We start from the raw sequence: 20726 nt of genomic DNA, 5'->3' as shown, positions 1-20726 counted from the left end.
CCGATGCGCGAGCCCGCGAAGGCGGCGTCGGCGTGTGTCCTGCTGCAGTGCATGAGGGTCGTTGCATGACTGGCGCGTTGTCGTCATCCGGCGGGATGCACTTGTCCACTGGACGACATGCCACGACAACCGTCCCACAGCCCCATCCGTTTGCTAACGTGGCTGCGCCTTCGAACCGGGAGATCCCATGTTCCGCCAGACTGTGGCTGCCCTTGCCGTGCTGATTGCCGGTGCTTTGCCCATGGCCGTGCATGCGGCACCCGCGCAGCCGCCGATCTTCGGTGCCTACTACCCCGGTGGTTCGGCCGAGCGCTACCCGGTGTCGAGCATTCCGGCCGAGCGCCTCACCCACCTGTTCTACGCGTTCTCCACCATCGAGGACGGGCGCTGCACGATCGGTGCGGAAGCGCCGAAGAATTTCGCGGCGCTGGCCGAGCTGAAGAAGGCGCACCCGCATCTGCGCACGCTGATTTCGATCGGTGGCTGGGGGGCAGGCGGATTCTCCGATGCAGCGCTGACCGAGGCCAGCCGCAAGCGCCTGGTCGACTCATGCATGGCGCTGTTCTTCGATCGTCATGCTGGCAGTTTCGATGGCGTGGACATCGACTGGGAGTTCCCGGTCAGTGGCGGGCCGAAGGAGCTGGCACACCGCCCGCAGGACCGCGCCAATCTGACCCGGCTCGCGCAGGCGTTCCGCGTGGCCCTTGATGCGCATGGACGCAAGGCGGGGCAGCCGATGCTGTTGACCGCCGCACTGGCCGCCGGTCGCCTGCAGACCGATGGCCCCTACGATCCAGCCGCAAGCTATGACCTGCCGGCGCTGGCCAAGGTGTTCGATTTCATCAACCTGATGAGCTACGACATGGGCACCGGCTTCTCGGCGGTGTCGACGTTCAATGCGCCCCTGCATGAAGTGCCGACCGATCCGCTGGCGCCGGAACTGCGGCGCTGGAACAACGTTGCCGGCGCGGTGCAGTACTACCGCGAGCGCGGGGTGCCAGCCCACAAGCTGGTGCTGGGTGTGCCGTTCTACGGGCGCGGCTTCAAGGTCACCGGCGATGCGCCGGATGGGCTGTACCAGTCCTACAGTGCACCGGCCGATGCCGGCGACTGGCGCGTGATCAAGGTGCGCTATCTCGACCAGCCGGGCTGGACGAAGCACTGGCAACCACAGGCGCAGAGCCCGTGGCTGTACAACGCCGAGCAGAAGGTTTTCATCAGCTATGAAGACCCGCGCTCGATCGGCCTGCGTGCGCAGTTCGCCCGCGAGCAGGGCCTGGCCGGCGTCTTCATGTGGGAGCTGACCGGCGACGACGAACAGGCCAGCCTGCTCAACGCCATGCTGGGCCCCTGGCAGAAGGCACGCATCGGCGATTGAGCTGCATCAGGCGATGTCCGGCGCAACGCCGCAACGCCATCGGCCCGACCCCGCACAGCATGTCCATGCCCGCAGCGCTACGCTGCGGGTATGATCCATCTCGAACGCCTGGACCATCTGGTCCTCACCGTCGCCGACATCGACCGCAGCTGTGATTTCTATCAGCGCGTGCTCGGCATGCAGGTCGTGCGCTTCGGCGCCGGTCGTACCGCGCTGCAGTTCGGCCAGCAGAAGATCAACCTGCATCCGGCCAGCGCCCCGCTGCAACCGCATGCGCTGCGGCCCATGCCGGGCAGCGCCGATCTGTGCCTGGTCACGCGCACGGCGACGACCGATGTGCTGGCTCACCTGCAGGCGCAGTCCGTTGCAGTGGAGGAGGGGCCGGTCGCACGTACCGGCGCGCTGGGGCCGATCGAATCGGTGTACTTCCGCGACCCGGATGGCAACCTGATCGAAGTGAGTCGTTACCCCGGCGAGGCATGATCCTGCTTGGGTAGCGTCGAACTTGCTCGACGGAGCTTGGCGCGAGATCAACAGCTGTCGAGCATGCTCGACGCTACAGGGGGCGTTGCGCGTAACGGTCGGTAGCGCCGGGCCATGCCCGGCGACGGCTCAGTTGGCCCAGACGCTGTTGGGGTCGCCATTGCGGGCGCGGCGTTGGCTGGCCACAGCCAGGCGGGCGAAGCCGAAGGCCATGGCCAGCGCGATGGCATCGACCCAGAACAGCGGCCAGTGGCCACGCGCGGCAGCACGCCACAGCCAGTCACCATTGAGCGCGCCATGCAGGATCGGCACCAGCGCGGTGCTGATCGCCGCCGCCCACAGCAGTTCGCGTGCCGCCTGCGCCGGGCGTCGCAGCGCGGCCCACAGCGCACAGGCCGCCCAGCTGCCGAAGCAGGCCCAGCGGATGCCGTGGTCGACCGCGGACGGTGCCAGCCGCTCCAGCACCAGTGCGGTGACGAACGCCACCGAAATCGCAACGCACAGCCCGATGCAGACGCCGACCGTGGCCCGTGCCATGTTCACCCCGGCACGCGGTTGCTGCGGCTGGCGACGCTTGCGCCGCGATTCGATCCACAACAGGTTGCCGGAGTAGAACAGGAAGGCACCGCCAAGGCCGAGCAGGAAGTACAGCCAGACCACTACGCCGTTGCCGAACTCGCCGAAGTGCAGGGCATAGGCCGCGCTGAGCGTGGCGTGGTTGGCGTCGCGCTGGCCGGGCAGCTGCGAGGCCAGGACGTTGCCGGTGGCCACGTCCAGTGCCACCGCGCCGAGCGGGCCGAGCGTGCCGGTGGATTCGCCGGTGATCTCGATGGTGGCGTTGGCATCGCCGGCGTTGGCCAGCTTCAGGTAGGCCGGTTCGAAATTGGCCACGCCCTGTGCGCGGGCCACTTCAAGCGCGCGTGCATGCAGCACGCGCAGGCTGCCCGGCGGTGCCGGGATGCCGCTGGCGTCGCGCACAGGCGCGGTGTCCATTGCGGTTGGTACCGCCTGCAGGGCCTTGCCGTCGTAGATCAGCGGGTTGAGCAGGGCCATCTGCACGAACACCAGGCAGAGCAGGGCGCCAGTGACCGCGAACATCAGGTGGAAGGGCAGGCTGAGCACGCCGATCACGTTGTGCGCGTCCTGCCACAGTTGTTTCAGGTTGCGGCCCGGACGCAGCGCGAACAGATCACCGAACAGCTTCGGCAGGTGGATCACCAGGCCGCTGAGCAGGGCCATGCCATACAGCAGGCTGACGATGCCCATCACGTAGATGCCGGCCACTGGCAGTCCGAGGCTGTAATGCAGCTCGTTGACCAGTTCGGCCAGCCCGGTCTGTGGCGGCGTGGTGCTGCCGGCGATCTGTCCCGGCCAGGCGTAGCGCCAGCTGCCGTCATCGGCCTGCCAGTAGGCCAGTGGCTGCGGGTGTTCGGTGCCGGGGAAGGTCATGCCGACGTGGCGGCGCGCTTCCGGATGCGCGGCAAGCACGTCCTCCAGCAGGTACTGCGCGTCGTCCAGGCCGGCGGGGAGTGCGGTGGCTGCACCGGGCGTCTGCCACAGCGGCAGGTCGTGGTGGAACAGGGTCAGCGCACCCGCGTAGAAGGCCACGAACAGGCCGAAGCCGGCAACCAGGCCGACCCAGGTGTGCAGGGTGGTGAACGTGCGCAGCGTCTGCGAACTGAACTTCATGGGAAAGGTCTCATTGCACCGCGCCGGTCAGGCGCAGCAGCCCAAGCACGGCGAAGCCGGTGGCGGCGCTGCCACCCAGCACCAGCCACGCACGCAGCGCGCTGCGGAAACTGAACGCCCACAGGGCGGCCAGCATCCACAGCGGGATGAAGGCGATGAGGGTCGGCACCAGCGCCCGTTGCCACGGGCCGGGCGGCAGCCACGCCAGCAGGCCGGTGACGGCTGCGGCGAGGAGGAAGCCGGCGATGATGCCGGCAAGGGCACGCGGCCACATCAGGGCGACTCCGTACCGGGGCGGTGCCAGGCCGCCAGCGCCGGCAGCAGCATGGCGGCCAGCATCCAGGTGCACAGCATCGCCACCAGGCCGGCGGCAAAACCAAGCTCGGCCATCCACAGCCACAGCGCGGCGGCAGCGGCGACCAGGCCGATCTGGCGGCCAAGGCGGCCGGCACGGCGCAGGCGCGGCCAGCGGCAGTGTGGCGAGGCGGCATAGAAGGCCAGCGCCGAGAACATCGCCGCCAGCATGCCCAGGCTGCAGAAGCCGAGCGTGGAAAGGCCGACGGTGATCATCGCGGGCGGCCAGCGTGGCAGCGGGCCGGCGAACGCGGGGCACGGGCGGGGCCGGCGGGAGCCGGTCGGAGCGGGTGGCGCATCACGGGGTCCTGGGGGAAAGCGGGCAGGCTGGCACAGGGCGGCCTGCGCCGACATGGTAATCATTGCAATTTCACGCCGCCAGCGAGACCCATTCAGCAGACCGTACGGTAGGCCTTGGGCTTTCCCCTGCGCTGGTTTAAGATCAGCGTAGAACCCTGACTGGAACAAGGTGGCCCGCGCCCAGCGCCGGCCGAGCGTGCGACATGAGCACTACCACCGCCCACTGTTGACCTGCCCCCGAAGGCCCTGTGTTCCAGGCGCCCTCGCGGCGCTTTTTTATTGCCCGGGCGCCGCCCCGGGAACGCTTTCCAGCCCGCCCCGCGGGCCCCGCACGAAGCCACTGCGATGATCAACATTACTCTTCCCGACGGCAGCCGCCGCGAATTCGAAAATCCCGTCAGCGTCATGGAGGTCGCCCAGTCGATCGGCGCCGGCCTGGCCAAGGCCACCATCGCCGGTGCCGTGGATGGCGTGCTGGTCGATGCCAGCGACGTCATCGACCACGATGCCAGCCTGCGCATCATCACCGCCAAGGACGAGGAGGGCGTGGAGATCATCCGCCACTCCTGCGCCCACCTGGTCGGCCACGCCGTCAAGCAGCTGTACCCGGACGTGAAGATGGTGATCGGCCCGGTGATCGCCGAGGGCTTCTACTACGACATCTACTCCGAGCGCCCGTTCACCCCGGACGACATGGCCGCGATCGAGAAGCGCATGGGTGAACTGATCGCCCAGGACTACGACGTCATCAAGAAGGTGACGCCGCGCGCCGAAGTGATCGAGATCTTCAAGACCCGTGGCGAGGACTACAAGCTGCGCCTGATCGAGGACATGTCCGACGACATCCAGGCGATGGGCATGTATTACCACCAGGAATACGTGGACATGTGCCGCGGCCCGCACGTGCCGAACACGCGCTTCCTGAAGGCCTTCAAGCTGACCCGCATCTCCGGCGCCTACTGGCGCGGTGACGCGCAGAACGAGCAGCTGCAGCGCATCTACGGCACCGCCTGGGCCGACAAGAAGCAGCTCGAGGCGTACATCAAGCGCATCGAAGAAGCCGAGATGCGCGACCACCGCCGCATCGGCAAGCAGCAGGACCTGTTCCACCTGCAGGAAGAAGCGCCGGGCCTGGTGTTCTGGCACCCGAAGGGCTGGGCACTGTGGCAGGTGGTCGAGCAGTACATGCGCAAGGTGTACCGCAAGACCGGCTACGGCGAAGTGCGCTGCCCGCAGATCCTGGACGTGAGCCTGTGGCAGAAATCCGGCCACTGGGACAACTACCAGGACGCGATGTTCTTCACCGAATCGGAGAAGCGCACCTACGCGCTCAAGCCGATGAACTGCCCGGGCCACGTGCAGGTGTTCAACCAGGGCCTGCACAGCTACCGCGACCTGCCGATCCGCTATGGTGAGTTCGGTGCCTGCCACCGCAACGAGCCGTCCGGCGCGCTGCACGGCATCCTGCGCGTGCGTGGTTTCACCCAGGACGACGGCCACGTGTTCTGCACGGAAAACCAGGTCGAGGCGGAAGTGACCGCGTTCCACCAGCAGGCGCTGGCGGTCTACCAGCACTTCGGCTTCGATGAGATCCAGGTCAAGATCGCGCTGCGTCCGGAATCGCGCCTGGGCGATGACGCCACCTGGGACAAGGCCGAGGGCGCGCTGCGCTCGGCACTGTCCAGCAATGGGGTGGAGTGGCAGGAGCTGCCGGGCGAGGGCGCCTTCTACGGCCCGAAGATCGAGTACCACCTGAAGGACGCGATCGGCCGTACCTGGCAGCTGGGCACCATGCAGGTCGACTTCATGATGCCGGGCCGTCTGGGCGCCGAGTACGTGGACGAGAACAGCCAGAAGAAGCACCCGGTCATGCTGCATCGCGCCATCGTGGGCTCGATGGAGCGCTTCCTGGGCATCCTGATCGAGCACCATGCCGGCCAGTTCCCGACCTGGCTGGCGCCGACCCAGGTGGTGGTGGCCAACATCACCGACGCCCAGGCCGAGTACGTCTCGGGCGTGACCAAAACCCTTGCGGAGCAAGGCTTCCGCGTCAGCTCGGATTTGCGTAACGAGAAGATCGGCTATAAAATCCGCGAGCATACGTTGCAGCGCGTGCCCTACCTGCTGGTCATTGGTGACCGCGAGAAGGAAAATGGGGCTGTGGCGGTGCGTACGCGTTCTGGCGAAGACCTGGGCAGCATGAGCCTGCAGGCCTTCATCGAGCGGCTCCAGGCCGAGGGCGCGTAAGCAAAGGTCCGGTCCGGGGGCACAGGCACCCGGACCGGTTCGATACCCTTGGGAGAACGTAATATCAGCACCCCTGACAACAAACAGAACCGCAAGAATCAGGAAATCCGTGTGCCGCGCGTCCGCGTGATCGGCAGTGACGGAGAAATGATCGGCGTGTTGTCGCGCGACGAAGCGCTGTCCATGGCCGAAGATGAAGGCCTGGACCTGGTCGAAATCCAGCCGCAGGCCGATCCGCCGGTCTGCAAGATCATGGACTTCGGCAAGTTCAAGTTCGAAGCGCAGAAGAAGGCCAGCGAGGCCAAGAAGAAGACCAAGCAGGTCGAGATCAAGGAAGTGAAGTTCCGTCCGGTCACGGACGAGGGCGACTACCAGATCAAGCTGCGCAAGATGCGCGGGTTCCTCGAAGATGGTGACAAGATCAAGGTCAACATCCGTTTCCGTGGCCGTGAAATGAGCCACCAGGAACTGGGCCGCGAAATGGCCAACCGGATCGAGACCGATCTGGGCGAGGACATCGTCATTGAATCCCGTCCGCGCCTGGAAGGGCGTCAGATGGTCATGATGATCGCGCCGAAGAAGAAGACCTGAGGCCTGACGGGCCGCCTTCCGGGGCGCCTGGCTGAATGGTTCAGGGTAGAGGGACGCCATGGGCGTCCCTTTGCTTTTGCAGGAAGCCGGTGAATTGCCGGCGAAAGGGTTGCAGGGGCTGGTGGCAGGGCGGTTTTGCCTGTATCATGCCCGGCTCGACCCACCCAGGACGGGTCGTACGCCGATCATGGCAGGACGGAAAGAGCGGCCCAGGCCGCCGCCAGATCAGTCAGAAACCAGGGTCATATCCCATCAAGGACATTGCAATGCCCAAGATCAAGACCAACCGGGCAGCGGCCAAGCGTTTCCGCAAGACCGCCTCGGGCAAGTACAAGTGCGGCCACGCCAACCGTAGCCACATCCTCACGAAGAAAGCGACCAAGCGTAAGCGTAATCTGCGTCAGACGGGCCATGTCCGTGCAGAAGACGCAGGCCGTCTGGACCGCATGCTCCCTTACCTCTGAGGAACTGAAAAATGGCACGAGTTAAGCGTGGCGTACAGGCGCGTCGCCGCCACAAGAAGATTCTGGATCTCGCCAAGGGCTATTACAACGCCCGTCGCAAGGTCTTCCGCGTCGCCAAGCAGGCGGTCATCAAGGCACAGCAGTACGCCTACATCGGCCGTAAGCAGAAGAAGCGCAACTTCCGTTCGCTGTGGATCACCCGTATCAATGCGGCTGCCCGCATCAACGGCCTGAGCTACAGCCGCTTCATGAACGGTCTGCTGAAGGCCGGCATCACCCTGGATCGCAAGGTCCTGGCTGACATCGCCGTGCACGACGCAGCCGGCTTTACCGCGCTGGCCGAAAAGGCCAAGGGCGCGCTGGCGGCATAAGTCCTTCCCGATGCCGTAACCGTTCACTCGGAACGGTGTCAGGTCAAGGCAATGCATGGGGAAGGGCGCAAGTCCTTCCCCATTCTTTTTTGGGTCCCGGTGAGGCCATGACGGCAGCGCGGGGACGGCGGTGGCGACAGGGGTCGGCCCTTCGCGCATCGCGATGGCAGATCGACTGGAGTTCCGGCCCCCCATGAGCGACATCCAATCCCTCACCACCCAGGCGCTGGCCGATGTGGCCGCCGCACAGAGCCCCGACGTGCTGGAACAGCTGCGCGTGGCCCTGCTTGGCAAGAGTGGCAGCATCACCTCGCAGCTCAAGCAGCTCGGCGCCCTGCCGGCCGACGAGCGCAAGGCCGCCGGTGAAGCGATCAACCAGGCCCGCGACGCGCTGACCCGCGCGCTGGGCGAGCGCAAGGCGCTGCTGGAAGACGCGGCACTGGATGCGCGCCTGGCCGCCGAAGCCATCGACATCACCCTGCCGGGCCGCAATGGCGACCGCGCCGGCCTGCATCCGATCACCCGCACCCTGGAGCGCATCACCGGCATCTTCGGCCGGCTGGGCTACGAGCTGTCGGAAGGGCCGGAGATCGAGGATGACTGGCACAACTTCGAGGCGCTGAACTTCCCGCCGCACCACCCGGCGCGCGCCATGCACGACACCTTCTACTTCGGCGACGGCCGCCTGCTGCGCACGCATACCTCCGGTGTGCAGGTGCGCTACATGGGCGACCACGCGCCGCCGCTGCGCATGATCGCCGCCGGCAAGGTGTACCGCAGCGACAGCGACCAGACCCATTCGCCGATGTTCCACCAGGTGGAAGGCCTGCTGGTGGACGAGCATTCGACCTTCGCCGACCTGAAGGGCACGCTGGCCGAGTTCGTGCGCGCCTTCTTCGAGCGCGACTTCGAGATGCGCTTCCGCCCCAGCTACTTCCCGTTCGTTGAACCGGGTGCGGAAGTGGACATCGCCTGGCAGCAGCCCGATGGCAGCACCCGCTGGCTGGAAGTGCTCGGCTGCGGCATGGTCCATCCGAACGTGCTGCGAAACGTCGGCATCGATCCGGAGCGCTACACCGGCTTCGCATTCGGCATGGGCGTGGAGCGCTTCGCGATGCTGCGTTACGGCGTCAACGATCTGCGCGCGTTCTTCGAGAACGATGTGCGCTTCCTCAAGCAGTTCGCGTAAGCGCCGGTCCGTAGAGTCGAGCTTGCTCGACTGCTTCTAAATTCGCAGGCCCAGGCGCATGCGCCGGGCCCACCAGGGTGACACCATGAAATTCTCCGAAAACTGGCTGCGCAGCCACGTCCCGACCCGCGCTTCGCGCGATGAACTGAGTGCGGTGCTGACCGCCATCGGCCTGGAAGTGGAAGAAGTGACCGCGCTGGGCGAAGGCCTCGAGCACGTGGTCGTGGCGCGCATCGTCGACGCCGTACGCCATCCGGAAGCCGACCGCCTGCAGGTGTGCAAGGTCGATGCCGGGCAGGGCGAGCTGCTGCAGATCGTGTGCGGCGCACCGAACGCACGTCCGGGCTTGATTGCGCCGCTGGCGATGGTCGGCGCGCAGATTGGCGAGCTGAAGATCAAGCCGGCCAAGCTGCGCGGTGTCGAGTCCAACGGCATGCTGTGCTCGGCCAAGGAGCTGGGCCTGGACAACGATGCCTCCGGCCTGCTGGAGCTGCCGGATGACGCACCGATCGGTCAGGCTCTGGTCGAGTACCTGGGCCTGCCGGACGCCAGCATCGAGATCAAGCTGACCCCGAACCGCGCCGACTGCTTCAGCCTGCGCGGTATCGCCTACGACGTCGCCGCCGCCACCCGCAGCGACGTGCTGGATTTCACCGCCGAGACGATTCCCGCCATCGGCAGCCGTGAGCTGGCCATCCAGCTCGACGCCGGCGCCGAAGCACCGCGTTACCTGGGCCGCGTCATCGAAGGTGTCAACGCCGCCGCCGAGACCCCGCTGTGGATGGCCGAGCGCCTGCGCCGCAGCGGCGTGCGCCCGGTCTCGCTGCTGGTCGACATCACCCAGTACGTGATGCTCGAGCTCGGCCAGCCGATGCACGCGTACGACCTCGGCACCCTGCAGGGCAGCATCGCCGTGCGCCGTTCGCGTGCCGGCGAGAGCCTGAAGCTGCTGGACGGCCGCGACGCCGCGCTGGACGACAGCTTCCTGGTCGTGACCGACGCCGATCGTGCGGTCGGCCTGGCCGGCCTGATGGGCGGCTTCGACACCCGAGTCACCGATACCACCACCGCCGTGTTCCTGGAGGCCGCGCACTTCGCGCCGGCCGCGATCATGGGCCGTGGCCGCAAGCTGGGCCTGCACACCGATGCCGGCCACCGCTTCGAGCGCGGTGTCGACCCGGCACTGCCGCGTACCGCCATCGAGTACGCCACCCGCCTGGTGCTGGACCTGGCCGGCGGTACCCCGGCGCCGGTCACCGAGGTCGTGCGTGAGGCTGACTTGCCGCAGCCGGCAACCATCGTGCTGCGCCGCGCCCGCATCACCCGCGTGCTCGGCATCACCATCGAAGATGCGGAAGTCGAGCGCATCCTGCGCGCGCTGGGCATGGACGTGGTTGCCACCGCCGACGGCTGGCAGGTCACGGCGCCGAGCCGCCGCTTCGACATCGCCATCGAAGAAGACCTGATCGAAGAGCTGGCGCGCATCCACGGTTACGAGCAGATCCCGACCACGCTGCCGGGCGGCGCCTCGCGCGTGGCGATGCCGAGCGAGACCCAGCTGGACGCGCTGAGCGTGCGCCGCCAGCTGATCGCCCGTGACCAGCAGGAAACCGTCAATTTCGCCTTCGTCGACGACGCGCTGCTGAGCCAGTGGCAGCTGCGCGACGGCCTGGTGCCGCTGGCCAACCCGCTGTCGGCCGAACTGGCGGTGATGCGCCCGTCGCTGCTGCCGGGCCTGGTCGCCACGTTGGGCCGCAACGCCGCCCGCCAGCTCGGCCGCGTACGCTTGTTCGAGCTCGGCCGCGTGTTCGCCCAGCAGGCCGGAGACGGCCAACCGGCGCCGCTGGAAACCCCGCGCGTGGCCGCGGCGGTCTGCGGTGATGCGCAGGCGGTGCAGTGGGGCCTACCGACCCGCAAGGTCGATTTCCATGACCTGAAGGGCGATCTGGAATCGCTGGCGGCTGCCAGTGGTGCGGTACTGGAGTTCCGCCCGTCGGCCCGCCCCTACGGCCACCCGGCCCGTTCGGCCGAGGTGTTCCGCGATGGCGTGGCGATCGGCTGGATCGGCCAGATCCACCCGCGTCTGGCCAAGGCAATGGACATCGAAGCCGACGTCTATGCCTTCGAACTGGACCTGGAGCCGCTGACCGCCCGCCGCCTGCCGCGTGCCGGCGAACTGTCGCGCTTCCCGGCAGTGCGTCGCGACCTGGCATTCCTGGTGCCTGAACAGGTGGCCTGGGCCGATCTCGCGGCCACCGTCCGCCAGGCTGCTGGCCCGCTGCTGCGCGACCTGAACCTGTTCGACCGCTACGTCGGCCAGGGCGTCGAGCCGGGATTCAAGAGTCTCGCTATGGGCTTGATTTTGCAGGACAAGTCGCGCACTCTGACGGACCGCGACGTGGATGCGGTGGTGGCCGAGGCGGTCACTGCCATCGAGCGTGAACATCACGCCCGGATCCGCGGCTGAGCGGGCAGCACTCGGGGGTAGCAGGCAATGGCATTGACCAAGGCGGAGATGGCGGAAAAGCTGTTCGACGAAGTCGGTCTGAACAAGCGGGAAGCCAAGGAATTCGTCGACGCGTTTTTCGATGTGCTGCGTGAAGCATTGGAACAGGGACGTCAGGTGAAGCTGTCGGGCTTCGGTAATTTCGATCTGCGGCGCAAGAACCAGCGCCCGGGTCGCAACCCCAAGACCGGCGAGGAGATTCCGATTTCCGCCCGTACGGTGGTCACCTTCCGTCCGGGCCAGAAGCTCAAGGAGAGGGTGGAAGCTTATGCTGGATCCGGGCAGTAACCGCGAACTACCGCCGATCCCGGCCAAGCGCTACTTCACCATCGGTGAAGTCAGCGAGCTGTGCGACGTCAAGCCGCACGTCCTGCGCTACTGGGAAACCGAGTTTCCCAGCCTTGAGCCGGCCAAGCGCCGAGGCAACCGCCGCTACTACCAGCGCCACGACGTGCTGATGGTGCGGCAGATCCGCAGCCTGCTGTACGAACAGGGCTACACCATCGGTGGTGCACGCCTGCGCCTGGACGGTCCCGATGCCCGCGAGGAATCGGCGCTGAGCAACCAGATCATCAAGCAGGTGCGCATGGAGCTGGAAGAAGTGCTGCAGTTGTTGCGCCGCTGATCCCATTTCCATCGTAATCCGCTATACTTCACGGCCCGCCGCACTGGCGGGCACATCGCAGCATCAGTCGGGGCGTAGCGCAGCCTGGTAGCGCATCTGCCTGGGGGGCAGAGGGTCGTCGGTTCGAATCCGGCCGTCCCGACCACTGTGATGAATCAAGAAGCCTGCGCAGCGATGCGTGGGCTTTTTTGTGCGTGCGGTGTATGCTGCGCGCCACTCGTACTACCGCGGCTGCTGAACCCGGTACTCACGAGAACACATCATGGAATCTGCAAGAAACCGTGCCTGGCGTCGCAGCCAGGCGCGCAACCGTGGTGGCGACCGCGCCACGACCGCCTACAGCTACAAGCCCGAGAAGAACTGGAAGCTGCTGTACACGCGCGATGCCAAGCTCGCGCGCGCACGCCAGCTGGGCTTCACCTATCCGGTGCTCAGCGCCCGCCAACTGCAGGAACAGGAATGATCAACCTGCTGTTCGTCTGCAGCCGCAACCAGCTGCGCAGCCCGACCGCCGAAGCCATGTGGCGACGGCGGCCCGGCTTCACTGCGCTGTCGGCCGGCACCAGCCCGCATGCACGACACCCCATCGGCCCGGCGGACATCCGCTGGGCCGATGTCATCTTCGTGATGGAGGCCAAGCACCAGCATCGCCTGCAGGCCGCATACGCGCGCCTGCTGGAACACAAGCGCCTGCATTGCCTGGATATCCCGGACGACTATCGCTGCATGGATCCCGTGCTGATGGATCTGCTGGACATCAAGGTGACCGCGTATCTCGATCAGCTGCCGGCAAAGCGGTAGATCAGCTCCGGGTCGCCGTCATCCAGTCCATGCACGATGCCGCTGTCGATGAAGCCCGATGCAACGAGCAGGCGCTGCATGGCGATGTTGGAGGCATTGGTCGAGGTGAACAGCTTGCGCTGTCCACGCTGTGCGATCGCGTGCCGCAGCAGTGCGGCGCCGACGCCCTGGCTGCGCCGCTCGCGCGCGACCATCAGCATTTCGACGAAGCCTTCGCCGAAGAAGTGCTCATGGAGGGTCATGTAGCCAACGATCTCGCGCTCCTGCTCGGCAACATGCACGTTGCCCCGCGCCAACCACTCGCCAATCTGTTCCGCCCGTCGAGGGTCGCTTGCCGCCACGCTGTCGAGTGCGATCAGCGCGGAGGCATCGGCGGGCGTCGCGTCGCGGAGGCGCAGCGCAGTCGCAGCGGGCATGATCGGGCTCCTGACAGGAGGGCCCAGTCTATCGGCTATGCCACAGGTGCAGTCGCACCCGCCGCAGCCAGCGCGTGCTCGGCAGTCAATACACGCGGAACTCGGCCCGGCAGCCGTCGCTGACCCACACGCCGCGGCGGTCCCAGCCCCAGTTCTGGTCCTCGATGCAGGCCGTCACCGACTTCTGCTTGATCAGGCGCACCTCGTGGCGCACACGGATGCGGCATTCCTTGTCCTTCTTTTCGTAGGACTCGCAGACCAGGCGCTCGCCATCATCGTCACGGTCCCTGCCGCGGCCCGGCCAGCGTCCGCGCCCATAGCCGTCAGCGACGAACTCGGCGCGGCAGCCGTCGGTCACCCACAACGTGCGGCGGCTCTGGCCCCAGTTCTGGTTCTCCACGCACCGGGTCACCGACAGTTGCCTGGCCAGGCGCATGGGGCCTTCGATCGGGCATTGCGCGGTCTTGTTGAACTGCGATTCGCAGCGCAGCGCCGGAATGTGATCGGTGTCGTAGTCCTGTGCGGCCACGGTGGTGGCGGCCAGCAGCAGGGCAAGGGAGGTGCCGGTGATCGTCAGCAGCAGGCGATGGGACATGTGCAGGCTCGGTGGGGATGGGGCGGCAAGAATGGCCCAGTCCGGGGCTGCCGGAACGCTTCGTTCCGAAGATGGCTCAGTGGCGGTTTAGTAGTACGCGCGGGCCCATGCAGAGGCTTACATCCCGTATCATCGCTGCACATCCGATCGCATCGGTTTACACCCTCTTACATGTCTCCCACGCCGGTCGGCACAGCCTGTGGCTGTTGTCACTGGCATGCGGCCGGCGCGTGGAGGAGGATGCGCGGACCACGACGACCACAGGGGGTTGCGTTGATCAGCAGTACCGTCATTCATCGCTCGGCCGACGCAGGTGGCGCCGAGGTGCGGGTCCTGGACACCACGTTCAAGGGCAAGCATGTGTTCATTGCCTGGGGCCTGCGCGGGCCGGAACTGACCCGCAGCGCGGACCCGGCTGCCACCGTGGCCGCACGCAAGGCGCTGCACGCGGTTGCCGGCCACAGCGAGGGGCCGCGCAGCCCGGAAGTGTTCATCGCCAACCAGTCGGCGGTGGCGATCACGGTCTATCGCCTGCTTACCGAGGCGCGCTCCGGCGATGCCATCTTTTTCCTGTGCGATTCACAGGCGGTGGTCGAGTGGCTCATCACCGCGCTGGAAGTGCAGGGCGCGGACTGATTCCGCGCTCCGGCGCGCATCGATTCACGCCAGCGCCGCGTCCACCGCAGCCCGTGCGTGCAGCGCAGTGGTATCGAACAGCGGCACTGCGCTGTCTTCCGGTCGTACCAGCAGCATGATCTCGGTACAGCCCAGGATGATGGCTTCGGCACCGCGCGCCACCAGTCTCGCGATCACGCCGGCGTAGACCTGTCGTGAGTGCTCGCTGACCACACCGGCGATCAGTTCCTGGTAGATGATGTCGTGCACGCTGCGACGATCATCGGCTTCGGGAACCAGCACCTCCAATCCGAAGCGATCCTGCAGCCGGCCGCGGTAGAAGTCCTGTTCCATGGTGAAGGCGGTACCGAGCAGGCCCACCTTGCGTGCGCCTGCCTGCACGATGGCCTGGGCGGTGGGGTCGGCGATATGCAGCAGCGGCAGTGGGCAGACCGCCTCGATGCGGTCGGCCAGCTTGTGCATGGTGTTGGTGCAGATCAACAGCAGATCGGCGCCACCGGCCTGCAGGCGCCGTGCAGCGTCGGCCATGTGGTCGCCCAGCGCATCCCAGTCGCCGTCATGCTGCAGCTGCTTGATGCCGGCGAAATCCACCGACCACAGCAGCAGCTGCGCCGAATGTGCGCCACCGAGGCGCTGCCGCACGTCCTCGTTGATGAGCCGGTAATACTGCGCCGAGCTTTCCCAGCTCATGCCGCCGATCAGGCCAAGGGTCTTCATGCACAGCTCCATGCCGGGGAGCCGTCATTGCAGCACAGCCGATGCGGGAGTTGCACTACACATTAGTGATTGCTAATGTGTTGGTCATGATCGAGAACGCCCTCTTCAAAGCACTGGCCGACCCCACCCGCCGCCACATCTTCGAAAAGCTGGCCGAAGGCGGGCAGCATGCCAGCGCGCTGCGCGAGGGCATGGCGATCAGCCAGTCTGCGATGTCCCAGCACCTGGCGGTGCTGCGCGATGCCGGGCTGGTGAGCGAACAGCGCCAAGGCCGCTTCGTCCACTACGAGGTCGATCCGCGCGGGCTGGCGCACATCGGCAACTGGCTGCAGCGCTACCGGGCCTACTGGCCCGCGCGGATGGATGCCTTGCAGGATCTGCTGGAGGAGATGGACTGATGGACGATGTTCTGAACGAAGCGGTTCCGGCGTTGGTGATGGAGCAGCGGCTGCCAGCGCCACCGGAGCGGGTCTGGCGCGCACTGTTCGATCCGGCGCTGCGTGAGCGCTGGTTGCCTGCGGCCGATCTTGCCGATCCGCAGCCCTGCCTGTGCGAACAGGGGCGGGAGCTGGGTTTCCACCTGCGAGACGCGCATCCCCCACATCTGCACAGCCTGGTGTGTTTCCGGCTGCGCGCGGACGAGGGTGGAGGAACGGTGCTGACCATCGTGCATCGGCTCACCGACCTGCGCGCGCTGATGCCGCCGGCCTCCAACGACGACCATCGCACGGTGATGCGCGCGGCTTGAGCCGGCGCCTGGATCGAACACTACAGGGAGCAGGCACATGCGGGACAGAATGCAGCTGGTACCGATGGTGGTGGAACGCAGCGAGCGCGGCGAGCGCTCCTATGACATCTACTCGCGGCTCCTGCGTGAACGCATCATCTTCCTCAACGGCGAAGTCGATGACAACGTGTCGGCGCTGGTCTGCGCGCAGCTGTTGTTCCTGGAATCGGAAAACCCGGAAAAGCCGATCCATCTGTACATCAACTCACCGGGCGGGGTGATCTCCAGCGGCCTGGCGATGTACGACACGATGCAATACATCTCCGCTCCGGTGCATACCCTGTGCATGGGCACCGCGCGCTCGATGGGCTCGTTCCTGCTGATGGCCGGCGAACCTGGCCACCGCGCGGCGTTGGCCAACGCGAGCCTGCACGTGCACCAACCGCTGGGGGGCGTCCAGGGCCAGGCGTCCGACATCTTCATCCACGCCGAGGAGATGCAGCGCACAAAGCAGCGCATCACCCGGCTGTATGCGCAGCATTGCGGACGCAGTGTCGAGGAGGTCGAGCAGACCCTGGACCGCGATCGTTTCATGAGTGCCGAGCAGGCACGCGAATGGGGCCTGATCGACCAGGTACTGGCACGGCGCGACGCGCTCGTGGCCTGAGCCTGCCACTGTAACCACCACATCCATGCTGCGCTGTATGTGCCGCACCAGCCAGGCCGCCACTATGCTGGTGCGGTCTTCTGAAGTGGATGTCCGATATGGCCCTGCATACCTGGTGGTGGTTCCTCGCCACGGTGTTCGTTCTGTGTGGTACGCCGGGGCCGAACATGCTGCATATCCTCGGTCGCAGCGTCGGGCTCGGCTTTCGCGGTAGCGTGCCGGCGATGGCTGGCTGCCTGCTGGCGATGCTGCTGGTGCTGGCGGCCTCCGCAGCAGGCTTGAGTGCGCTGCTGCATTCCTCGCCGATGCTTTTTGAGGTGCTGCGCTATCTGGGCGTGGCCTATCTGGCCTGGCTGGGCCTGAAGGCATGGCGTGACAGTTGCCGGCCGGCACCACCGGTGACGGTCGATGCCGCGTTGCCGGTTGCGGCGTCGCTGGGCGCGTGGAAGGTGTTCCGTGGTGGCCTTCTGGTGGGCCTGAGCAATCCCAAGCTGCTGCTGTTCGCTGCGGCGTTCCTGCCGCAGTTCGTCGACCCGTCGCGTGGCCAGGCGCTGCAGTACAGCGTGCTGGTCGCCACCTTCGCCGGCTGCGAACTGTTCTGGTACGTGATGTATGCCGCCGGTGGCCATGGCCTGCGCCGATGGTTGGCCAAACCCTTCGCGCGGCGCTGGTTCGAGCGGCTGGTGGGCAGCGTGTTCCTGGCCTTTGCGGTGGCCCTTCTGCGTTTCCGCCCGCGCTGATTCACGCCGCGCACGCGGCCTGTTCACGACTGCCGCATCGGCTACGGCCTAGCCTGATCATCCAGTACGCAGTCCCCACGGGGAAAGGTTTGACATGATCAAGTGGGCCATCATCTTCGCCATCATCGGCGTCATTGCGGGCGTGCTCGGCTTCGGCGGCATTGCCGGTGCCGCGGTCGGCATCGCCAAGTTCCTGTTCTGGGCCGGCATCATCATCGCCGTGGTGCTGTTCCTGCTCGGCATGACCGTAGCGAAGAAGGTCAGCTAGCGTTGATCGCGCAGCAGCGTACTCAGTGTGCGCTGCTGCGCGAGAACAGATTGATCACCAGTACGCCAGCACAGATCAGGCCGATGCCGATCAACGCCGGTGCATCCAGGCGCTGCTTGAACACCACCAGCCCGATCAGCGAGATCAGCACGATGCCGACGCCGGACCAGATCGCGTAGGCGATGCCGGTCGGGATCGACTTCATGGTCATCGACAGCAGGTAGAAGCACAGTCCATAGCCGACCAGCGCGCCCAGTGTCGGCGCCAGCCGGCTCATGCCGTCGGATGCCTTCAGCAGCGACGTGGCAATTACTTCCAGCACGATGGCAGCGGCAAGGTAGAGGTAGGGATTCATTGAGCGCTCCTGCTTACTGCGGGTCGCATAGTTTCAGGGCCTGTTCGGCCATCGCCAATGCGTTGGCGCGTTCTTCCTCGTCCAGCGGTCGCCCATAGGCCGTGGCCCAGTAGCCATCGGCAGCGCAGCGCGCCGCATACAGTCGGGGATCGTTGGCTTCGCCGGCGAACTCGGCCAGCATCGCACGCTTCCAGGTACGCCAATGCGCGAGCAGGGCTGGTTCCATCAGGTTGCCCAGGGTCAGGCCGATGTCGTTGTCCTGTTCCTGCTGCAGCAGATGCTCGAAATTGGCCTGCACATAGGCGCGGCTGAAACGGCCATGCCCTTCGGGGTTTTCCTGCAGCAGGGCACGCACCCGCGCTTCGAATTCGCCGATGAGCGCTCCGATGGCTTCATCCACCAGCGCCTGCTTGCTGCTGAAATGATGGAACAGCGCACCCTTGCTGACACCGGCGGCCTGTGCGACGTCCTGCACGGTCAGCGCGGCCAGGCCATTACGGCCGATCACTTCAATGGTGGCCTGCAGCAGTGACTGGCGCACGCTGTCGGGCGCCTTGCGGCGCGAGCGGGAGGGGGATGCGGACATGGCGGGAAGAAACCGACTGGACGGTACGATTGTAACGCAGGCCCGTGGTGTTACCGCGCTGCCGGCCAGGGCCGGCAGCGGAACCGTCATGCGTCGATGCGGGCGAAACGCGGCTGCGGTCCGTGTTCGCCCGGTACCTGTTCGACGAACATGGCATACGGGCGCACCCACAGGCCGCCTTCGCCATAGAGCGCGCGATACAGCACCAGTGGCTCCAGCGTCTCGCTGCTGCGGACGATATCGAGCACGTCGTACTCGCCGCCCTTGAAGTGGCGGTAGCGACCCGGGGCCAGGGTGGGTAGCGGGCTCAGCTCAGCCATGGGATGCGCGCCTCACTTGCGTGCCGGGCTGGCCGGCTTCGCGCAGTAGGCATCGATGGCCTCGGCGGTATTGGCCAGGCCCTGTGCCTGTGCCAGTTCCCACGGGCGTTCGCAACGCTGGCTGTGCTCGCACCACTGGTAGCCGGCCGAACCAATGCATCCGTGGGCATCGCGATCGCCGCCCACCTTCGGTATCGCAGACGAGGTGGGTGCCGCATCGGCACGTGCGGCGGCGTCGTGCTGGTTGGCGCACGCGGTCAGCACCAGCAGGGCTGGAATCAGAAGAAGCGCTTTCATCGGGCGGGCTCCGTGCCTAAAGCGACAGTGTCTGTCGCAAATAGCCCTCCAGCAAGCGCTCAGTGCATGGCGGCGCGGATCAGCTCTTCAATCAGCACCAGATAGCTGGCGACGAAATAGAACTTCAGCAGCGTCCAGCGCTGCTGCGAGAAGAAGGTGCGCATGTGGAAGGGGCCCCTGTTGGTGACGGTAGTGTGAAGCTCCGTCAACTCCGTGACAAGGGTCACGGAACGCCTTCACTAAACAGCCTCAGGGATGTGAGGGTTGGGAAGCGCCCGACCGAATCCTGAGGCATTTTCGTACAAATCTGATGGGCCATCTCCGACGCGATCGATAGCCTGAGGGTGTACTGGCACGTGGCCCTGCCGCCTGTCACCGCCTCTTTCCTTCCGCAGGAGCTTCTCATGGTCTTTACCGTCCAATGCACTGCCCGGCACTGGTCCGTGTTGCATCCGAAGGCGGGTGACGCCACCCGTTACGCCCGCGGTGCCGATGCCTTCGACGCGGCCGCTGCGCTGGCCCTCGAGCACCATCGTCGCACCGGCCAGCGCAGCACGGTCCGGGTCGAGGCGCTCGGCAGCACCGTGGATGCGCTCCATATCGGGGAGTGACGCCACCGGCCGAGGCGCAGTCAGCCACGGTTGAGTTGTTTGAATGGGGAAAAAACCGCCGTGGTGCGCCCCCTGTGCGCCGCGCCACGAATCCCGGATGCTTGCGCCATCGTATTCATCCGGAGATTCCGATGGGCAAGGCACTCACCTGGCGAACCCTGGCCTGCACGCTGCTGCCGATGCTGGCGGCCGCAGGCGGCGCGCAGGCGCAGAGCTATGGCTACGGTTATGACGACGATCGCTATGGCGGTCGTGATGGCGGCGGCATCGTCCGCTGCGAATCGATCAAGAACCGCAGCAATGAATGCCGTCTGGAAGGCCGTGCCCGGATGATCCGCCAGTTGTCCGGTTCGCCGTGCGTGGAAGGCGAGACCTGGGGGCAATCGCGCTACGGTGTGTGGGTCACCCAGGGCTGCCGTGCCGAGTTCGTTGGCGAGTACCGCCGTGGCGGTGGCTGGGGTGGTGGCCATGGCAACGGCTGGGGCAACGGTGGCAATGGCTGGGGCGGGGGTGAGGTGATCACCTGCCATTCCAACGGCCACCGCCAGGAGTACTGTGATGCCCGCATCCGTCGTGGTGTGCGCCTGGTGCGTCAGGATTCACGCAGCGCCTGCATCGAGGGCCAGACCTGGGGCTGGAACCGTCGTGGCATCTGGGTCAGCGACGGCTGCCGGGCGCAGTTCCAGGTGAATTGAGCTCGCCCATCGAAAATCAGAATAATCTGATACAGCTCACATTTTGAACGTCGTATCTTCTGTGATCAGGGCACCCCTGCGTGCCCCTGATCCGTCGC

The 20726-nt window shown here is 66.2% G+C and carries 30 protein-coding genes and 1 tRNA gene; 21 read left to right on the top strand and 10 right to left on the bottom strand.

The annotated features are described in order from the left end of the window. The first annotated feature begins 187 nt into the window (after nt 1–187). Both ACZK33_RS16320 and ACZK33_RS16315 read left to right on the top strand, forming a co-directional pair. Nucleotides 188–1378 (top strand): glycoside hydrolase family 18 protein, encoded by a 1191-nt coding sequence (locus ACZK33_RS16320; RefSeq protein WP_423173788.1) that lies wholly within the window; start codon nt 188–190, stop codon nt 1376–1378. A 90-nt stretch (nt 1379–1468) separates the two neighbouring features. After that, complete coding sequence (locus ACZK33_RS16315; protein WP_049401221.1) at nt 1469–1861, top strand: VOC family protein; 393 nt, start codon at nt 1469–1471, stop codon at nt 1859–1861. Between the two features lie 129 nt (nt 1862–1990). Here ACZK33_RS16315 and ACZK33_RS16310 read toward each other — a convergent pair whose 3' ends face one another. From ACZK33_RS16310 to ACZK33_RS16300, 3 genes are read right to left on the bottom strand one after another with little or no spacing between them, the layout of a single operon-like run. Continuing rightward, nucleotides 1991–3550, bottom strand: coding sequence for a PepSY-associated TM helix domain-containing protein (locus tag ACZK33_RS16310; protein WP_329893986.1), 1560 nt, complete (start codon nt 3548–3550; stop codon nt 1991–1993). Nucleotides 3551–3560: 10 nt separating this feature from the next. Beyond that, complete coding sequence (locus ACZK33_RS16305; RefSeq protein WP_423173789.1) at nt 3561–3824, bottom strand: hypothetical protein; 264 nt, start codon at nt 3822–3824, stop codon at nt 3561–3563. Further along, nucleotides 3824–4120 (bottom strand): hypothetical protein, encoded by a 297-nt coding sequence (locus ACZK33_RS16300; protein WP_005410439.1) that lies wholly within the window; start codon nt 4118–4120, stop codon nt 3824–3826. The genes ACZK33_RS16305 and ACZK33_RS16300 overlap by 1 nt, the downstream gene beginning before the upstream one ends. A 429-nt stretch (nt 4121–4549) precedes the next feature. Here ACZK33_RS16300 and thrS point away from each other — a divergent pair, with 429 nt between their 5' ends. The 11 genes from thrS (at nt 4550) to ACZK33_RS16245 (ending at nt 12998) form a co-directional block, all read left to right on the top strand. Next, nucleotides 4550–6451 (top strand): threonine--tRNA ligase, encoded by a 1902-nt coding sequence (gene thrS, locus ACZK33_RS16295; protein ID WP_121504558.1) that lies wholly within the window; start codon nt 4550–4552, stop codon nt 6449–6451. Nucleotides 6452–6499: 48 nt separating this feature from the next. Beyond that, on the top strand, nt 6500–7042 hold the full coding sequence (infC, locus tag ACZK33_RS16290; protein ID WP_005410437.1) for a translation initiation factor IF-3: 543 nt from the start codon (nt 6500–6502) through the stop codon (nt 7040–7042). Nucleotides 7043–7308: 266 nt separating this feature from the next. After that, nucleotides 7309–7506, top strand: a complete 198-nt coding sequence (gene rpmI / locus ACZK33_RS16285; protein ID WP_005410436.1) for a 50S ribosomal protein L35 — start codon at nt 7309–7311, stop codon at nt 7504–7506. An 11-nt stretch (nt 7507–7517) separates the two neighbouring features. Beyond that, a complete protein-coding gene (rplT, locus tag ACZK33_RS16280; protein WP_006380762.1) occupies nt 7518–7877 on the top strand; it encodes a 50S ribosomal protein L20 in 360 nt (119 codons plus the stop codon). Nucleotides 7878–8070: 193 nt separating this feature from the next. Continuing rightward, on the top strand, nt 8071–9066 hold the full coding sequence (locus ACZK33_RS16275; RefSeq protein WP_005417865.1) for a phenylalanine--tRNA ligase subunit alpha: 996 nt from the start codon (nt 8071–8073) through the stop codon (nt 9064–9066). Nucleotides 9067–9151: 85 nt separating this feature from the next. Further along, complete coding sequence (gene pheT, locus ACZK33_RS16270; RefSeq protein WP_423173790.1) at nt 9152–11533, top strand: phenylalanine--tRNA ligase subunit beta; 2382 nt, start codon at nt 9152–9154, stop codon at nt 11531–11533. 27 nt (nt 11534–11560) lie between these two features. Next, nucleotides 11561–11860: an integration host factor subunit alpha gene (locus tag ACZK33_RS16265; RefSeq protein ID WP_005410432.1), complete on the top strand. Its 300-nt coding sequence runs from the start codon at nt 11561–11563 to the stop codon at nt 11858–11860. Then, complete coding sequence (locus tag ACZK33_RS16260; RefSeq protein WP_005410431.1) at nt 11841–12197, top strand: MerR family transcriptional regulator; 357 nt, start codon at nt 11841–11843, stop codon at nt 12195–12197. Before ACZK33_RS16265 ends, ACZK33_RS16260 begins: the two co-directional genes overlap by 20 nt. A gap of 68 nt (nt 12198–12265) precedes the next feature. Next, nucleotides 12266–12342, top strand: a tRNA-Pro gene (locus tag ACZK33_RS16255). Nucleotides 12343–12459: 117 nt separating this feature from the next. Further along, nucleotides 12460–12660, top strand: coding sequence for a hypothetical protein (locus tag ACZK33_RS16250; protein WP_014037933.1), 201 nt, complete (start codon nt 12460–12462; stop codon nt 12658–12660). Then, nucleotides 12657–12998: a low molecular weight protein tyrosine phosphatase family protein gene (locus ACZK33_RS16245; RefSeq protein ID WP_110712974.1), complete on the top strand. Its 342-nt coding sequence runs from the start codon at nt 12657–12659 to the stop codon at nt 12996–12998. Before ACZK33_RS16250 ends, ACZK33_RS16245 begins: the two co-directional genes overlap by 4 nt. Here the strand turns inward: ACZK33_RS16245 and ACZK33_RS16240 are convergent. Together ACZK33_RS16240 and ACZK33_RS16235 are read right to left on the bottom strand one after the other, a co-directional pair. Then, nucleotides 12977–13414 (bottom strand): GNAT family N-acetyltransferase, encoded by a 438-nt coding sequence (locus ACZK33_RS16240; protein ID WP_032128661.1) that lies wholly within the window; start codon nt 13412–13414, stop codon nt 12977–12979. The two genes, ACZK33_RS16245 and ACZK33_RS16240, sit on opposite strands and share 22 nt — an antisense overlap. 85 nt (nt 13415–13499) lie before the next feature. After that, nucleotides 13500–14009, bottom strand: a complete 510-nt coding sequence (locus tag ACZK33_RS16235) for a DUF3011 domain-containing protein (protein WP_032128662.1) — start codon at nt 14007–14009, stop codon at nt 13500–13502. 240 nt (nt 14010–14249) lie between these two features. Between ACZK33_RS16235 and ACZK33_RS16230 the strand changes: the two genes are divergently transcribed. After that, nucleotides 14250–14645 (top strand): hypothetical protein, encoded by a 396-nt coding sequence (locus ACZK33_RS16230; protein ID WP_012511691.1) that lies wholly within the window; start codon nt 14250–14252, stop codon nt 14643–14645. Between the two features lie 24 nt (nt 14646–14669). On the opposite strand, the gene ACZK33_RS16225 is transcribed toward ACZK33_RS16230, so the two are convergent. Beyond that, nucleotides 14670–15362: an aspartate/glutamate racemase family protein gene (locus tag ACZK33_RS16225; RefSeq protein ID WP_149909451.1), complete on the bottom strand. Its 693-nt coding sequence runs from the start codon at nt 15360–15362 to the stop codon at nt 14670–14672. Nucleotides 15363–15448: 86 nt separating this feature from the next. Between ACZK33_RS16225 and ACZK33_RS16220 the strand changes: the two genes are divergently transcribed. The 5 genes from ACZK33_RS16220 (at nt 15449) to ACZK33_RS16200 (ending at nt 17764) form a co-directional block, all read left to right on the top strand. Next, nucleotides 15449–15760 carry an ArsR/SmtB family transcription factor gene (locus tag ACZK33_RS16220; RefSeq protein WP_423173791.1) on the top strand — a complete coding sequence of 104 codons (312 nt, stop codon included), beginning with the start codon at nt 15449–15451 and terminating at the stop codon, nt 15758–15760. After that, the gene (locus ACZK33_RS16215) at nt 15760–16110 is read left to right on the top strand and encodes an SRPBCC family protein (RefSeq protein WP_087923174.1); all 351 of its coding nucleotides are present in this window, start codon (nt 15760–15762) and stop codon (nt 16108–16110) included. Before ACZK33_RS16220 ends, ACZK33_RS16215 begins: the two co-directional genes overlap by 1 nt. A 37-nt stretch (nt 16111–16147) precedes the next feature. Beyond that, nucleotides 16148–16756 carry an ATP-dependent Clp protease proteolytic subunit gene (locus tag ACZK33_RS16210; protein WP_423173792.1) on the top strand — a complete coding sequence of 203 codons (609 nt, stop codon included), beginning with the start codon at nt 16148–16150 and terminating at the stop codon, nt 16754–16756. A 98-nt stretch (nt 16757–16854) separates the two neighbouring features. Continuing rightward, complete coding sequence (locus ACZK33_RS16205; RefSeq protein ID WP_032128667.1) at nt 16855–17496, top strand: LysE family translocator; 642 nt, start codon at nt 16855–16857, stop codon at nt 17494–17496. Nucleotides 17497–17590: 94 nt separating this feature from the next. Next, nucleotides 17591–17764, top strand: a complete 174-nt coding sequence (locus tag ACZK33_RS16200) for a DUF1328 domain-containing protein (RefSeq protein WP_006380555.1) — start codon at nt 17591–17593, stop codon at nt 17762–17764. Between the two features lie 22 nt (nt 17765–17786). Here ACZK33_RS16200 and ACZK33_RS16195 read toward each other — a convergent pair whose 3' ends face one another. The 4 genes from ACZK33_RS16195 to ACZK33_RS16180 form a co-directional block, all read right to left on the bottom strand. Then, complete coding sequence (locus ACZK33_RS16195) at nt 17787–18119, bottom strand: SMR family transporter (RefSeq protein ID WP_005410423.1); 333 nt, start codon at nt 18117–18119, stop codon at nt 17787–17789. Nucleotides 18120–18132: 13 nt separating this feature from the next. Then, complete coding sequence (locus ACZK33_RS16190; RefSeq protein WP_049401207.1) at nt 18133–18705, bottom strand: TetR/AcrR family transcriptional regulator; 573 nt, start codon at nt 18703–18705, stop codon at nt 18133–18135. 86 nt (nt 18706–18791) lie between these two features. Then, a complete protein-coding gene (locus ACZK33_RS16185; RefSeq protein ID WP_032128669.1) occupies nt 18792–19025 on the bottom strand; it encodes a DUF1653 domain-containing protein in 234 nt (77 codons plus the stop codon). A gap of 12 nt (nt 19026–19037) precedes the next feature. Continuing rightward, nucleotides 19038–19322, bottom strand: coding sequence for a hypothetical protein (locus ACZK33_RS16180; RefSeq protein WP_032128670.1), 285 nt, complete (start codon nt 19320–19322; stop codon nt 19038–19040). Between the two features lie 404 nt (nt 19323–19726). Between ACZK33_RS16180 and ACZK33_RS16175 the strand changes: the two genes are divergently transcribed. Beyond that, entirely contained in the window at nt 19727–19933 is a 207-nt protein-coding gene (locus ACZK33_RS16175; RefSeq protein WP_049423877.1) for a hypothetical protein, read from the top strand. Nucleotides 19934–20064: 131 nt separating this feature from the next. Then, a complete protein-coding gene (locus ACZK33_RS16170) occupies nt 20065–20628 on the top strand; it encodes a DUF3011 domain-containing protein (protein ID WP_049401711.1) in 564 nt (187 codons plus the stop codon). Nucleotides 20629–20726: the final 98 nt, after the last annotated feature.

This window comes from Stenotrophomonas sp. 86156_Sma, assembly GCF_056481625.1.
Note: the sequence above shows the minus strand (reverse complement) of the source record. Positions and strands in the feature narration are given on the sequence as shown.